This is a genomic window from Plantactinospora sp. WMMB334, from assembly GCF_049179095.1.
Taxonomy (GTDB): Bacteria; Actinomycetota; Actinomycetes; order Mycobacteriales; family Micromonosporaceae; genus Plantactinospora.
Map to the genome: position 1 here is coordinate 6,506,447 of NZ_JBMHME010000002.1, position 14,845 is coordinate 6,521,291.

General features: G+C 71.9%; 11 protein-coding genes. All 11 read right to left on the minus strand.

The genetic code is table 11. From position 1 onward, the window contains the following. Positions 1-134: 134 nt before the first annotated feature. The 11 genes from ACN27G_RS28115 to pstA all read right to left on the minus strand — a co-directional run bounded on the left by ACN27G_RS28115 (position 135) and on the right by pstA (position 14,845). Positions 135-1,358 carry an Ig-like domain-containing protein gene (locus ACN27G_RS28115; protein ID WP_421495734.1) on the minus strand — a complete coding sequence of 408 codons (1,224 nt, stop codon included), beginning with the start codon at positions 1,356-1,358 and terminating at the stop codon, positions 135-137. A gap of 284 nt (positions 1,359-1,642) precedes the next feature. Further along, the gene (locus ACN27G_RS28120) at positions 1,643-2,473 is read right to left on the minus strand and encodes a phosphate ABC transporter ATP-binding protein (protein WP_421495735.1); all 831 of its coding nucleotides are present in this window, start codon (positions 2,471-2,473) and stop codon (positions 1,643-1,645) included. Between the two features lie 25 nt (positions 2,474-2,498). Then, positions 2,499-3,488, minus strand: coding sequence for a sortase (locus ACN27G_RS28125; RefSeq protein ID WP_421495736.1), 990 nt, complete (start codon positions 3,486-3,488; stop codon positions 2,499-2,501). Continuing rightward, positions 3,485-4,318 carry a hypothetical protein gene (locus ACN27G_RS28130; protein ID WP_421495737.1) on the minus strand — a complete coding sequence of 278 codons (834 nt, stop codon included), beginning with the start codon at positions 4,316-4,318 and terminating at the stop codon, positions 3,485-3,487. The genes ACN27G_RS28125 and ACN27G_RS28130 overlap by 4 nt, the downstream gene beginning before the upstream one ends. A 38-nt stretch (positions 4,319-4,356) precedes the next feature. Continuing rightward, on the minus strand, positions 4,357-5,232 hold the full coding sequence (locus ACN27G_RS28135) for a hypothetical protein (RefSeq protein ID WP_421495738.1): 876 nt from the start codon (positions 5,230-5,232) through the stop codon (positions 4,357-4,359). Between the two features lie 245 nt (positions 5,233-5,477). Continuing rightward, positions 5,478-6,227, minus strand: coding sequence for an Ig-like domain repeat protein (locus ACN27G_RS28140; protein ID WP_421495739.1), 750 nt, complete (start codon positions 6,225-6,227; stop codon positions 5,478-5,480). Between the two features lie 374 nt (positions 6,228-6,601). Next, positions 6,602-7,714, minus strand: coding sequence for a hypothetical protein (locus tag ACN27G_RS28145; protein WP_421495740.1), 1,113 nt, complete (start codon positions 7,712-7,714; stop codon positions 6,602-6,604). Between the two features lie 248 nt (positions 7,715-7,962). Then, positions 7,963-8,988 (minus strand): hypothetical protein, encoded by a 1,026-nt coding sequence (locus ACN27G_RS28150; protein ID WP_421495741.1) that lies wholly within the window; start codon positions 8,986-8,988, stop codon positions 7,963-7,965. Positions 8,989-9,223: 235 nt separating this feature from the next. Then, entirely contained in the window at positions 9,224-11,821 is a 2,598-nt protein-coding gene (locus ACN27G_RS28155; RefSeq protein ID WP_421495742.1) for a hypothetical protein, read from the minus strand. Beyond that, complete coding sequence (locus tag ACN27G_RS28160) at positions 11,818-13,479, minus strand: phosphate ABC transporter substrate-binding protein PstS (protein WP_421495743.1); 1,662 nt, start codon at positions 13,477-13,479, stop codon at positions 11,818-11,820. The genes ACN27G_RS28155 and ACN27G_RS28160 overlap by 4 nt, the downstream gene beginning before the upstream one ends. Continuing rightward, positions 13,472-14,845 carry a phosphate ABC transporter permease PstA gene (pstA, locus tag ACN27G_RS28165; RefSeq protein ID WP_421495744.1) on the minus strand — a complete coding sequence of 458 codons (1,374 nt, stop codon included), beginning with the start codon at positions 14,843-14,845 and terminating at the stop codon, positions 13,472-13,474. Before pstA ends, ACN27G_RS28160 begins: the two co-directional genes overlap by 8 nt.

Here is a 14,845-nt window from a genome sequence, read left to right on the forward strand (position 1 = left end):
CCTCGCGCCACCCGGTCACGATGCGGCCGTGGGATTGGTCCGGTCCGGATATGGATGCGCGGTGGAGGCACCACGGGCGGGTGGCCCGTGGTGCCTCCACCGGTTCGGCTGCCCCTCGGGCGGTCGGACCGAGGTCAGACCAGCGTCAGGGTCAGGGTGCCGGCGTAGCTGCCCGGCGTGGTGGTGTCCGGAATGCCGAGGGTCAGACCGGCGCCGCACTCGAAGACGCCGGCGCTGCTGCCCTCGTCGGCCCGGCAGAGGGTCCTGGCCTCACCGAGACCGGAGCCCGGCGCCGCCGCCGCACCGGCGGTGGCGGCACCGCTGCCGCTGACCTTGCTGGCGTCCGGCGTCCAGCCGAGCTGGTTGCCGTCGATGGTGGCCGCGGACGGTCCCACGAAGTCCTCCACCTGGCCGGTCAGGTTCCAGCCGGCACCGGTGCCCCGCAGGTCGCTCACCTTCGCCGTGTTCAGCGAGCCGGTGGCCGTACCGCCGACGGTGCCGCCGGTGAGGGCGACGTCGGTGCCGGCCATCTCCAGCAGCAGCCCACCGCCGGCGATCTCGGCCGTGATCCGCTGCTCGCCGGTGATGGCGCCCGGCGCGGTGACCTGGACACCCACCGGGGCGGAGGTCGACGGCTCGTACGCCGCCGGGTCCGCCGGGGTGAACTGGGCGGTCAGCGAGTTGCTGCCGACCGGGAGGGTGGAGACGGTGAGTGCCGCCGTGCCGCCCGACACCGGCGCGGTGCCCAGGGCGGTGCCGCCCCGCCGGAACTCGACCGAGCCGGTCGCCTCCGCCGGAGCCACGGTGGCGGTGAGGGTCACGGGGGTGCCCGACTCGACCGGTCCGGTCGGGCTGGCCGCCAGCGTGGTGGTGGTCGGGACGGCGGGGTCGACCGCGCCCTTGACCTGCCAGTTGCCGCCGCTCACCGCGATGACGGTCTCGAAGCGGTCCGGGTGCACGCCGTTGAGCTCGCTGAGGCACTCGATGACGACGACGTAGTCACCGTCGGCCGGCGTACCGGCCAGCGCCGTGGCCATCGACCGGTTCGCGGTCAGGGTGAACGGAGCGGTGTCGTATCCGGTGTCGCTGGCGATCCGGTTGAGGTTCGCCACCTGACCACCGACCGGGCCGACCCGCAGCGCGGCCTGGTCACCGAAACCGGTGGGGCAGGCGGCCGAGGTGGTGGCCCCGGTGAGCATCGGGTTGTCGGTAACGGTGCCGCTGGTCGGGTTGAGGGTAAGGGTGCCCGCCACGGCGGCCTGGGCCGGCGCCGCGACGCCGGCCAGACCGACCGCGGCCAGCGCGACCGCGCCGGCCAGCGCGACCGCCCGACCGAGCAGGGCCTTTGTTGCCTTCATGAATCACTTCCTTCGGCAGGAGTGCGGCGGTGGCTCTCCCCGATGGGAGGCAAGTCACCCGCCGCGACCTCGATCAGGCTGCACACGGGCCGTGACCCCTCGTGCAGGCCCACGCCAAGGCCGGACATGCAACAGGCAAATTGCGGGTTACGGGCAAACTGACACGGGACTGACGGCAGGAAGAATCGAGGTGATCCACCGCATGAATGCCAGATGTCGGACCCGGCCCGGCAGAGCCGGCGCGTCCGGCGTGGCCGCCGGCCGGCGCCGCCCGGCCGGCCGGACTATCCGAACCGTCCGTGCACATAGTCATGGGTACGCGGATCCTGCGGACTGTCGAACATCACCTCGGTCGGCCCGTGCTCCACGATGACGCCGGGCGTGCCCTGCTCGGCGAGGAAGAACGCGCAGCGGTTGGAGACCCGCGCCGCCTGCTGCATGTTGTGCGTGACGATCACGATCGTCACCTCGGCCACCAGCTCGGCGATGGTCTCCTCGATGCGCCGGGTCGAGGTCGGGTCCAGCGCCGAACACGGCTCGTCCATCAGCAGCACCCTGGGCCGGACCGCCAGCGATCGGGCGATGCAGAGCCGCTGCTGCTGCCCGCCGGAGAGCGCACCGCCCGGAGAGCGGAGCCGGTCCCGTACCTCCCGCCAGAGGCCGGCCTTGGTCAGGCACTCCTCGACCAGGGCGTCCCGGTCGTCCCGGCCGACCCGGGTGCCGGTGAGCCGCAGACCCGCGACGACGTTGTCGTAGATCGACATCGTCGGGAACGGGTTGGGCTTCTGGAAGACCATTCCCACCTGCCGCCGTGCGTCGGTGATCCGGCGGACCGGAGCGTAGAGGTCCTGGCCGTCCAGCAGCACCTCGCCGGCGAGCGAGGCCCCGGGGATCAGCTCGTGCATCCGGTTGAGAATCCGCAGGAACGTCGACTTGCCGCAGCCGGAGGGTCCGATCAGGGCGGTCACCTCGCCGGCGGCCATGGTCAGCGAGACCCGGTCGAGCACCTTGTGCTGACCGAACCAGGCGGAGATCGACCGTGCTTCCAGGTCGGCCAGGGCACCGGCCGGACCGATCGGGGCGGTGGGCAGGATGGAGGTGGTGTCCAGGCTCATCTCGGCTCCGTCGTCATATCTGTCGTCAGTAGAGGTTGGGCAGGAGTCGGGCCGCCTGGTCGGCGACGGCGAGGCCGAGCACGGTGAGCAGCGGCATTCCCGACACCCACGCCTGCCAGCCGCCCCAGCGGGCCCAGGCCCAGCTCACCGCGTACGCGGCGATCAGCAGCGCCTGGCCCCAGAGCACCAGCGGCACCCAGGCGTCGGGGTCGCCGGCCATCGACCTCTCGGCCGCCGTCAGGGACTGCGCGCCGAACCGCCGCTGCGGGGCCGGTTGGACGGGCGAGACCAGGTCGGCGTCGACGTACAGGACGTTGGTCGGCAGGTACGGCCGGCCGTCGGCGGTCGCCAGGGTGAGCCGGCCCGCGCCGTCGGCCAGCCGGGACGGCAGCGGATCGCCCGGCCGCCGCAGGCCGGTGACCCGGTACCGGTGCTCGCCCTGCCCGGTGACCACCACGATCTCGTCGCCCCGCCCCAACAGCGGCAGGCCGGCGAAGGGGCCGCCGTAGCCGGCACGCCGGCCCAGTACGACGCTGGTTCCGGCCTGGCCGGGCAGCACCGTGTCGCGGCGGTGTCCCGGACCGTCCTGGAGCACGCCCGAGGTGGTCCCCTCGACAACCACCTGCCTCGTGCCGATCGCGGGAATCCGCAGGACGGCGACGGAGCTGCCGGGGCGGAGTAACTCGCCGTCGAGATCGGTCTGGCCCACCGGTGCCACACCCTCGGCAAGTTCCTTGCGGAAGTCCGAGTACGCCGTCTGCTGCGCCCGCTCGTGGCGAAGCTGGGAGATCAGCGTGAGGTGTACGACGAAGGTCAGCAGCAGCACCCCGAGAAGCGTCAGCACCGTGCCACTGATCCGTACCGCCGGGATCTCGACCGGACGGGGCAGCCGCGCCGGAGTCTGCGACGGCGGCCGGGCCGGGCCGGGTGGTGGTCCTCCCGGCGGCAGGTCCACCGGTTCCCGCCGCCGGCTGTCGACCGGTGGCACGGTCGAGGGCTCGACGGTCGCGGTCACGGATGCCCGTCCCCTCGTCGGCCCGCCGCCCGGCCCCCGCGTCGGCGGATCAGCGGCACGGCGGCACCGACCGCGACGACCAGCAGGGCGACCCCGCCGAGAATCCAGGGCAGCGACGGAGCACCCTGGTCCCGCCCCGAGGCCAGCTCGGGTACGCCGGTCGCGCCGGCCGGCTCCCCGGCCGCACCGCTCGGTACGGCGGACGGCGTGCCTGCCGGACCGCCCTCGCCAGCGGATGGTGCGCCGGTCGCACCTTCCCCCGGCCGGCTGCCCGCCGGGTCGGGCCGGCCCCCGGTGTCGCCGCCGGGCCGGCCCCCGGTGTCGCCGCCGGGCCGGTCGGCGGTGTCGCCGCCGAGCCGCCAGGTGTTGCCGCGCACCACGATCGGTGCCTCGAAGCGCTCGGGATGCGTGCCCCGGGTCTCGCCGACGCACTCGACGACGATCAGGTACTCGCCATCCGCGGGCGGCCGTCCCTGGGACGTCGCCATCGACCGGTTCGGGTTCATCGTCACCGGTGCCCGGTCGTAGCCGCCCGCGCCGGCCGGCCGGGCGATGTTGCTGTACGGACCGCCGGGCGGCCCGACCCGGAGCAGCGCCGCCGCGCCGTAGCCGGCGGGGCACGGCGTCGAGGTGGTGGCCGAGGTGAGCATCGGGCTGCCGTCGACGGTCCCGCTCGTCGGCGTGACGGTGAGCGCGCCCAGCGCCGCGGAGCGCCCGGCGGACGCCGCCCGCGCGCCCGGCGCGGGCACCGACAGCCCGGCCACGGCGACCATCGCCGTCGAGAGCAGCAGCGCCGCTCCCCGGTACGTCAGTCCTGCCAGTACGGACATGGCTTCCTCTCTGCTGGCCCGGCAATCGGGAACTCCGGCTATCCCTGCGGGGTGTCCCGGCGGCGGGCCAGCACCATCGCCGCCGCCCCGGTGAGGATGAGGACCGTCCCGCCGGTCAGCAGCATCGGCATCGAGGTGCCGGTGAGGGCCAGGTTGCCGCCGCCCCCACCCGTCGGGGTGGAGGTCGTCTGGCTCGGAGTCGGGCTGGCCGTCCCGGTCGGGGTCGGGCTGGCCGTCCCGCTCGGGGTGGGCGTCGGGCTCTCGGTCGGCGTCGGGGTGGGGCTGGCCGTGGCGGTCGGGGTGGGCGTCGGCGTCGGGCCCGCGGTGGCCGTGGGCGTGGCGGTGGGCGTGGCGGTCGGTGTCGGCGAGCCGGATGTGCCCGGTGATGTGGTCGGCTTGTCTCTGACCTGCCAGTTCGGCCCGCTGATCGTGATCAGCGTCTGGAACCAGTCGACGTGCGCCTCGGCCAGCTCGGTCATGCACTCGACCGTGATCCGGTAGTCGCCGTCCGCCGGTGCCGGGATCACGGCGTCCTTGTCGTCCGGGTCCAGCGCCTTCGCGATCGACCGGTTGGTGGTCAGGGTGAACGGTGCGGTGTCGTACCCGGTGTCGCTGGCGATCCGGTCGAGGGTGCCGCCGGTCGGTCGGCCAGGCTGGTCGGCCGGGCTGATCCGGATCTGCGCCTGGGCGCCCCAGCCGGTGGGGCAGGCCGCCGAGGTGGTCGCGGTGAACGCCGGAACGTCGTCCACCGTGCCGGCCGCCGGAGCGAGCGCGAGGGTGCCGAGTGAGGGAGCCGCCTGGGCGGGCGGGGTGAGCCCGATCAGCGCCGCGCCGACCATGGCGGCGCCGGAGAGCAGCGCGACCCCGATCAGCGTCGAGCCGGCCCGGCCGAGCCGGTGGATTGGGCCTTTCACGGCGGTCCTTCCTTCGTGCGACGGGTGATACCCGGCCGTAGCGGGGATAGTGGGTCGTAGCGGGGATAGAGGGTCGTAGCGGGGCTGGTCGGGCGGGGCGTGGCGGGAATACCTGGTCGGGCGGGAACACCTGCTGGGGACGGGCGTCCCGGCCCCGGGAACACGGCCACGTGGCCGGACGTCCACGAAGGACACCCGGCCACCCGGTCACGCGCCTCGGCCGGTCACCCGCCTCGGCGCGCGCCTCAACCGATCACGAGGTAGCAGATCTGCGAGGTCGAGGAGGCGTACCAGCGCGGGTCCTCCGGGGTGAACGTGGCCGTGAGCTGAAGCAGGCCCTTCGGCAGCGCGGTCGTGGCGAAGACCGCCCTGCCGTCGGTCACCGGCGCGGACCCGATGCTGGCGGAACCGGCGAAGAACTCGACGCTGCCGGCGGCGTCCGGCCGCACCTTCGCGGTCAGCGTCACCCGCTGGCCCTTGACGGCGAAGAGGCCCGGCTTGGCGGTCAGCCGGGTGCTGGTGGACGCCGCGTCCTTGACCGCCCAGCTCCCGCCCGCGACGGTGACGAGGGTGGAGAAGTCCTTCGGGGCCGCTCCGGTCGCGCCCGAGCAGGAGATGGCCACCTCGTAGGTACCGTCCGCCGGAGCGCCGCCGAGGGCGGTGGCCAGCGATCGGTTCGCCTCGATCGTGAACGGCGCCTGGTCGTAGTCGGCGAGGCCGCCGATGCGGGCGAGCGGGCTGTACGGGCCACCGGGCGGGCCGACCTTCAGCGCCGCGTTCTCCCCGAAGCCGGTCGGGCAGGCGGCCGAGGTGGTGGCCGCCGTCACGAACGGGTTGTCCTGCACGCTGCCGCTGGTCGGCGTCAGCGCCACGGTGCCGAGAATCGGGCTGTCCGCCTGCGCCGGGCCGGCCGGGCCGGCCAGCGCCAGAGTCGCGATCGCGGCGGTCGACAGCGCTACTGCCGTCCGGCCGAGCAGAGACTTGGCCTTGCTCACGAAGCACTTCCTCTCTCGGTACGATTTCTGCGGTCTGCTCCGTTGGTGACGCTCTGATCTTTGATTTCGATCAATTCATCGCCGATTGGATAGAAACTGCCACCCCGGCTCCACCAGGGCGGCCCGATGAAATGACCACGGCCAGCATTCCGCGCCCGCCGGGTACATCGACACCCGCCCTTCGAAAACGTTTCGTGCCCAATGCTTCGCCATCATGAAGGCCAGATGAACGGCGACTTCCCGGGCCATTCGATGGAGCACGCGGCCGACCATTCGACCGATGGCGGATCGTCAACCGGAACTCGCGACCGGCGGGGCACGCCGGTCGCGAGTGTGCACAGTCGTCGACGCTTCGCCGGGCTAGGCCCCGGACGTCACGCCGGAGGCCACCCGGAGGTGTTCATGTTGCCCGTCAGGGCGGTGGACCCGCAGTCGTTGATCGTGGCGAAGCCGTAACTGGTGATGACCCCGCTCTGGTCGCAGAGGAGCGAGCCGAAGGAGCCACCGGTGGTGAAGACCCGGTCGATCCACTCCTCGGTCAGCTCGCTCGACGCGACGATGTTGTACACGCGCCGGTTGAGCGGGAAGTTCGGGTTCAGCACCTCGTTCGGCGGGTTGGTCCCGGTCGCGTACGGCCGCACCGTGTTGATGCTGCCGAGCAGCGACGGGCCACGCCGGTCCTCGACCCCCGCCAGGCTGTTCCCCTGCGCGATGTGCTGGGCGATCGAGAACGGCATGATGTAGTCGTTGTGACCGGTCAGCTCCCGGCCGTCGTGCTCCTGCACCGGCGCGACCCCGGTGCCGTCCGGCACGGTCGCCGAGGCCGGGACCAGGCACGGGTAGTCACCGGCGTTGATCTCGGCGTCGGTGATGCCCATCTGCTGGTTCCAGAACTGCCGGGTGCCCGAGCCGGGCTGGATCAGCAGCGGCTGGACCGGGAAGGTGCCGACCGTCGGGGTGACGCACTTGTAGATGTTCTGCAGCAGCGAGAGCGACATGTTGAGCGGCAGGTCGCTGTTCTCGTTGATCGCGTACGTCACCGCGTCGAGGGCGAACGGGATCCAGGTCCCGTTGCCGCCCGCCACCAGGGTCGTGCTGCTGGATGACCGGGCGAAGTCCACACAGTCCTCGATCGTGCTCACCGTCGGGGACTGCACCTTGGAGGCCCACAGCGAGCGGTTGCCCTCCGTCGAGCCGTTCGGCCGCTGGAAGACGCAGTTGTCGGCCTTGGTCTTGATCGGCGAGGTGCCGCGCGCGTCCCAGGACGCGAGCACGGTGCCGCCGCCGATCGCCGCGCCCAGACCGTTCATCACGTCCTGCGTGGTGTCCGAGCCGGTGCCGGCCAGGGTCCGGTAGGCCGCGGGGTCGGTCGGGTACGGGGGGAACCCGCTGAACGGGTCGGCCGAGGCCGGGGTGGCCACGGTCGCGACGGCGAGTGCGGCGACGAGCGCCGTCCCCACCGCCTTTCCGAGGGACTTGACCTGCATAGTTCTCCCTTTCCGCAAAAGAGGAGGTCGACCCATTCCACTATTTGGATGGGTCGCAATCAGCATTTCGCGTCCCCGAAGGCATCGATACCGGTATTCAGAAAACGTTTCGTGCCCGATCCTTCGGCCGCATGAAGGCCAGATGAATGGGCCCGGCGGCGCGGCACCGACACGGTCGTGCCCGCGACCGACCCGGGGCCGGCCGCGGGCACGAACGGTTTCGTGGTGCGGCGTCTACGGCGGTGCCGTCAGAGGTTGCCGCGCAGGGCGACGGAACCGCAGTCGGCGGCCACCCCGAACCCGTACTGCTGGATGAGGGCGCCCTGCTGGCAGACCAGCGAGTCCGCACCGGTGAAGACCTGGTCGATCACGCTGGTGTTCAGCTTGGCGGTGGGCACGATGTTGTAGACGGTCCGACGTACCGGGAAGTTGACGTTCATCACCTCGTTCGGCGGCGCCGTGCCGGCGGCGTACGGCGACACGGTGTTGATCCGGCCGAGCTCCGACGGGCCACGCCGGTCCTCGACCCCCGGCAGGGCATTGCCCTGCGCGATGTGCTGGGCGATCGAGAACGGCATGATGTAGTCGTTGTGACCGGTCAGCACCCGGGCGTCGTGCTCCTGGACCTCCGGCTGGCCGGTCCCGTCCGGCACCGTCGACGACGCCGGCACGAGGCACGGGTAGTCGCCGAGGGCGATCTCCTGGTCGGTGATGGACATCTGCCCGTTCCAGAACTGCCGGGTGCCGGAGCCGGCCTGGATCAGCAGCGGCTGGATCGGCACGCCACCGATGTGGCTGATCACGCACTTGTAGATGTTCTGCAGCAGCGCCACCGACATGTTGATCGGCAGGTCGCTGTTCCGGTTGATGGCGAAGGTCACGGCGTCCACCGCGAACGGGATCCAGGTCCCGGTCCCGGCGGGCACGTTGGTGGTGCTGCTCGACGACCGGGCGAAGTCGACGCAGCCGGCGGTCGGGCTGCCCGGAAGCTCCGAGTCCCGGAGCGCGACCCGACCCGCCGTCGAGCCGTTGGGCCGGGGGAGCTCGCAGCCGGTGGGCCTGGTCTTGACGTTCGCACTGCCCCGCGCGTCCCAGGACGCGATCACCTTGTTGCCGCCGATGGTGACCGCGTCACCCAGGCCGTTCAGCACGTCCTGGGTGGTGTCCGAGCCGACCCCGGCCAGCGTCCGGTAGTCGGTCGCCGGGTTCGGGTCGGCGACGGCCGGGCTGGCCGCCGCCGCGACACCGAGAGCGGCGGCAAGGCACGCGACCACCGCTCTGGTAATTATCCTCGCCTGCATTGTCTCCCTTTCTTCGTAAGAGAGTTCCGGCTCGTTGCTCCGTGTGAGCGAGCCGTCTGGAGCATCAGTTGCTGGGCCAGGACCCCGATACCCGAGTCGAGGGAACGTTCAGTGCGCAGTATTTCGCCAACATGTAGGCCGAATGAATCGTCACTTATATATGCCGTCGATTCGGTCGCCGCCGAAACGGATGCCGACCGCCGATTCCTCACGACTCGGTCCCGGTCGGCCGGGGTCGGCGATAGCCGAGTGTGAGCATGGTCGGGCCGGAGATGCCGCTCGCCACCCCGACGCCGAGGACGGCGAGGAGCAGGAAGCGCAGCCAGCCGACCGGCTCGCCCGGGGTCGGCGTGGTCGCGGCCACCGGAGCCGGTGAGCCTGGAGGTGTCGGGGTGGGCCCCGGCGTCGGCGCGACGCTCGGGGTCACTCCCGGCGCCGGAGTCGACGCGGGCGGGGGTACGGATGCCGGATCGGGCCCCGGCGGCTGGGCGGGGTCGGTCGTCGCGGCCGGCGAGGGTGTGGACTTCGCCAGTTCGGCGGCGACCGCCAGGGTCTGGTTCCGCAGCGACTCCGGCAGTGGCACGTAGCCGGGTGGAAGCTGTCCGGGCTTGGAGCCGATCGTCTGCCCCTCCGTGGCGGCGTAGCGCAGCAGCCGGGCGTACTCGCGGCGGGCCGGCTCCGACCGCTCCAGGTTGGCGGCGGCGTAGGTCAACATGGTGAGCGGATAGGCGCCCGGCACGGACTTGCTCGGATTCGCCTGCAGCACCCCGTCGACCGCCGAGGGTTCCATCGCGCCGACCCCGGCCAGCAGGCCCGCGGTGTCCGCCCGCACGCAGTTCTCCCCCTCGGCGTCGCAGAGGCTCGCGGTGGCCAGCCCGTAGCGGGCCGCCGAGGCCGCGTCCGTGATCCCGAGGCCGAACTTCCGGCCCGGCAGCGGCGGTGGTGCGGCCTTGTAGTCGCCCAGCCTGGCCAGCGGGTTCTCCGGATCGACGCCGCCGGCGGTCTCGTCCCAGACGATCCGCTGCCGGGCGTCGCTGCGCAGCGTCTGCCGCGCGGCGACCTCCAGGCTCTCCGCCCAGGGGGCGAAGCCGGGCATGCAGTACGGGAACTTCGGCACGCCGTTCGTGACCTCACCCGTACGGCAGCTCGGGTCCTCCTTCGGAAATCGGGAAAGGCCCTGCCCGTCGCCGAAGACCAGCGGCACGTAGGCCGGGTTCACCCGCATGTTCTGTCCGTCGGGAAGCCCGGAGAGCCATTTGCGGGCCGCCTCGTCCGCCAGTACCCACTGCCACAGCCGACGGGCCAGCACCGATTCTCCGTCGGGAAGCTGGATCGGATAGTGCCGCGACGTGGGAAAGAAGCTCTCGAAAACGGGATTGAGTTTGACGAATTCGTCGTCGACGCGTATCGACCGCGGATTCTTGGCGATGTCCGGACCGCTGCCCTGCGGGTCCTCGGGACTCGGGTTGGGCACGTCCTGCTGGTACGACTGGGTGAGCAGCTTGGCCACCAGGCGGGGGGTCAGCCTCAGTTCCGGCAGCGGCTGGCCGTTGAGCCGCTGCGCGTCCGGCGTCGAGTCCGGCACCTCCGACCTGGAGGTCCGGGCCTCGATCTGAAAGGCGATCACCGCCGCGTTGATGGTGATCGGAGCATGCACGATGGCCGGATCGGTCTCCTCGCGGACCACCGGTTCGTCGACGTAGGCGACTCCCCGCCCCTCGGCACCGGGTGCGAGTACGGCCGCGTCGGCGGTGACCTCGGTGGTGACAGTGTGCGAGAAGGCGGCCTGGCCGCCGGAGCAGAGGCTGGCCTGCCAGCTCACCGCCGCCGGCGCCACCAGTTCGGAGCCGACCGTGTCGAAGACGTCGCCGCCCAGCGGGCACGGCGGGCGGATGGGCTCGAAGTCCAGCGGGAAGACGATCCGGTTGGCGAAGTAGCTGGGCAGCAGCGGCGATCCGCTCGCCCGCCGGGTGCTCTGGTAGGCGGTGCCGTGGAAGTCCCGCTCGCCCCGGGGCACGACCACCAGCCAGCACCGCCGGCCGGCGGTGGCCCCGGCCAGCACCTCACCGCAGTTGAGTCCCTTGGCGTCCGACCCGCGCTGGACCTCGAAGATGGTGCGACCGGTGCCGTCCGGGCCGATCCGGGCCGCCACCACCTCGTTGGTCTCGTCCCGCCGGAAGAAGTCCTCGACGTCGGGGACACCGTCGTCGGGCGCGCCCGCCGGTGGGAAGTCCTTCATCCGGGTGCGGTCGCCGTCCGACGAGCGGAACGGGATGACCTGCGCATCGGCCGGCAGCCGTTCGGCCGGGTCGCGGCCGGCCGGGTTGCCGTTGGCGTCCAGGTTGAAGTCCACGGACCGGCCGGAGGCCGACACACCCACCTGGAGTTCGAGTTCCTCGCTGACCTCGCCCTTGTCCGTCAGGCCGCCGAACTGGCAGGTCTCCCGGAAGTCGGGAGCGTCGGGATCGGGCCCCCAGCACTGCATGATCTGGAGGTAGTTCCGCCCGTAGGCGCTCTCCGGCGCGGTCGGCCTGCCGCCGGTCCAGCTGATCTCGATGCCCTGGGTGACGAGGTCCCTGGTCTGCGAGACGGTGACCCGCAGGTCGGAAAAGTCCTCGTACTGGCCGCGCCGGCCGCTCTGCGTCATCGCGGAGTCGGTGAGCCGGTCGCCGGGTACGGCGGCCACGGCCGGCTGCCGGGCGTCCAGCCCGCCGACGGCGAGCAGGGCCAGCGGCGCCACCAGGGCCGCCACCACCGCCGCCACCACACGCCGGCGGGTCGACGGGCGAATCGACGGGCGGCTCATCGGGTCCACCTCTCCGCGTCCCGGCGTGTGCCGGAAGAGCGCCGGAAGATGAACGGCGGCCCGATCACCAGGGCGAGCAGCACGACCGCGCCGAGCAGCATCATCGTGTGCCGCAGCCGCCACCCGCCCTCGCCGTCCAGCGAGACCGGTACCCCGGTGACGAACTGCTCGCCGCCGCTGCCGGCGCCGGCGCCGAGCACCTCGCCAATCTCCGGGTCGATCTGACCCGGCCCGGCCGACTGGCCCGCACCCGGGCCGGCGGTCGCGGTCGGCCCGGCACCTCCGGTGGGGCCGCCGGTGCCGCTGCCGGTGCCGCTGCCGCCGTTGGATCCGCTGCCACCGCCGTTGTTGCTGTTCTGGGTCGGGGTGTTGGCGGCACCACCGGTGCCGGTCGTGCACTGCTGACCGTTGCCCCTCTTGTCGCACTCCTGGGGATAGACCGCGTTCCGGGCCAGGGTGTTGGTTCCGTCGGTGGAGAAGGTCGGGTTGCGGCAGCTCTGGATCGGCTGCCGGTCCTCCACCACGCCGGGGATCCGCTTCACCTGGTCGAAGCCGGCCCGCACCAGGTTGATCGGCAGCGGGGAGTAGCCGAGCAGGTCGACCTTCTGCTGGCCCTGGCAGAGGAAGTAGTAGGCGAACCGGCCGAGCGTGTATCCCTTGTCGTCGGTGACGCCGTTCTCGCGCGCAAGGGGGATGATCATGTAGGAGTACGAGGAGAGCGGGTACGTCCGCCGGTCGCCGTCGTTGTAGACGTTCTCCAGCTTCTGCGTGAGGTAGTTCTGGGCGTTCGGGTTGCCCAACTCGATCTGCGCCCTGGTCAGCGCCACCGCGACACTGCTGGCGGTCGGCTCAACGTAGTACCCGGCCCGGTTGAGCACCTTGACCACCGGGAAGCCGTTCTCCTTGGCGTACGAGTACTCGACGTAGGTGATGGCGCCCTCGGCGTTGCTGCCGGCGACGTATCCGGCGATCTGGCTCGACCCGGCCTGCGAGGTGAACCCGGGCGGATAGAACGAGAGCACGTTGCACTGCGCCTCGGTCCGGTTCTTGGAGCGGCACCACGGCCGCCAGATCGACGGGTACTGGTTGTTCATCCACTTGACGAACTGGGCGGTGGTGCCGGAGCCGTCGGAGCGGACCACCGGGACGATCCGCCGGGCCGGCATGTTGAGGCCGGGGTTGTCGGCCCGGATCGCCGGGTCGTTCCACATCTTGATCGAGCCGGTGAAGATCCTCGTGATGACCTCGCCCGAGAGCCGCAGGTTGGTCACCCGCCGGCCACCGATCTTCAGGTTGTACATGAAGGAGGTGCCGCCGGCCACGATCGGCATGTACGCGAACCTCCGGCGCGGGATGGCCTCGTTCGCCTCCGCGCCGTACTCGATCTCGGAGACGGCGAAGTCGACCGTGCCCTGGGCGAAGGCATTGCGCCCGGCGGTCGAGCCGACCCCGCTGTAGTGCACGGTGATGTCGTTCTGCCGGACGTCGGCCCGCCACTGGTCGAGCGCGTTCTGGCTCCAGGTCGAACCGGATCCGGTGATCGAGACGAGCCTGGGCGCGGCTTCGGCGGGTGCGCCGAGCACCACCCACGCCGCGACCAGGGCGAGCGTGACCAGCCAGGCCACTGCCCGGCGCATCCGGGTAGCGGTCTCAGCCATCGCGATTCTCCTTGTCGGGTGAGGAAGCGGCGCGACCACGGTGGTGATCGCCGCCAGCGCCGGCCGCCATGTCGGTGTCCGGCGGAAGCGGAAGGGTCGGCTCGCCGAAGCGGCCGTATGCCCGCAGCAGCGGCTCGGTCTGGTCGAACGCGGTACCCGCACCGGCCCGCCGGGCGAACCGCGCCGCATCCCGGGCCGACTGCCGGGCCCGGCGCCGCAGTTGGCCCCGACCGAGCTGCCCCGGGCCGCGTCCGCCGACGATCCGGGCCAGGACGAAGAGGAACAGCACCAGGATCATCAGGATCGCGGCGGTGCCGAAGCCCCGGACGATGAAGTTCTCCTCCGGGGAACGGGTGAGCGAGTAGGTGACCAGCGGCAGCGAGTTGTTCCAGCCCTCGAAGGGGTTCAGGTTGACACTGGTGGCGCCCCCGGCGGTCAGCAGCACCGGCGAGGTCTCCCCGACCCCCCGGGCGGTGCCGAGGATCACCGCCGTGGTCAGCCCGGACCGCGCGGTCGGCAGCACCACGTGCCAGACGGTCCGCCACTGCGAGGCACCCAGCGCCAGTGCGGCCTCCCGGAGGTTCCCGGGCACCAGCCGGATGACGACGTCCGCGGCGCGGATGATGATCGGCAGCATCATCACGCTGATCGCCAGGGAGGTGGCGAAACTGGAGTGCCGGTAGCCGAGGGCGAGGATCACGGTCGCGTAGATGAAGAGCCCGGCCACGATGGAGGGCAGCGCGGTCATCGCCTCGGCGATCGTCCGGACCAGCCGGCTGAGCCGGCCGGGGATCTCGCTGAGGAAGACGGCGCAGACCACCGCCAGCGGCACGGTGAAGAGGAGGGCCAGGGTGATCTGCTGCAACGTGCCGACGATCGCGTGCAGCGCCCCGCCCTGGGTGAGGGGTTCGAGCGGCCCGGTGAGCGACATGTCCTCGGTGAAGAAGTTGAGGTGCGGCAACGGCGGCCAACCCTCGGCGAAGGTGTAGACGACCACCAGCGCCAGCACGGCGAGGACCAGGAAGCCGAGGCTGTGCACCACCGCGCCGACCAGCCGGTCCCGGACCGCCGGACCGTCCTCGTCCAGCGACACCAGCAGCGCGTAGCAGCCGAGGAAGGCGAGATAGGCGATCACGACGAAGCCCAGTACGCCGTCGAAGGGCGCGAGTTGGGTGTAGATCAGGGTGGTCAGGCTCAGCGCGGCGACCGCCGCGCCGATCGCCGCGAAGATGTCCGTGCGGCGCACCGTGGCGGTGACCCGGCGCACCTCCGCCGCCTCGGGCCCGTCCGGACGTGCCGGGAGGACGGTGGTACGGGCTCTCCCCGGCCCGGCGGTCCGCTCGTCGATCGCGTGCTTCGGACTCAT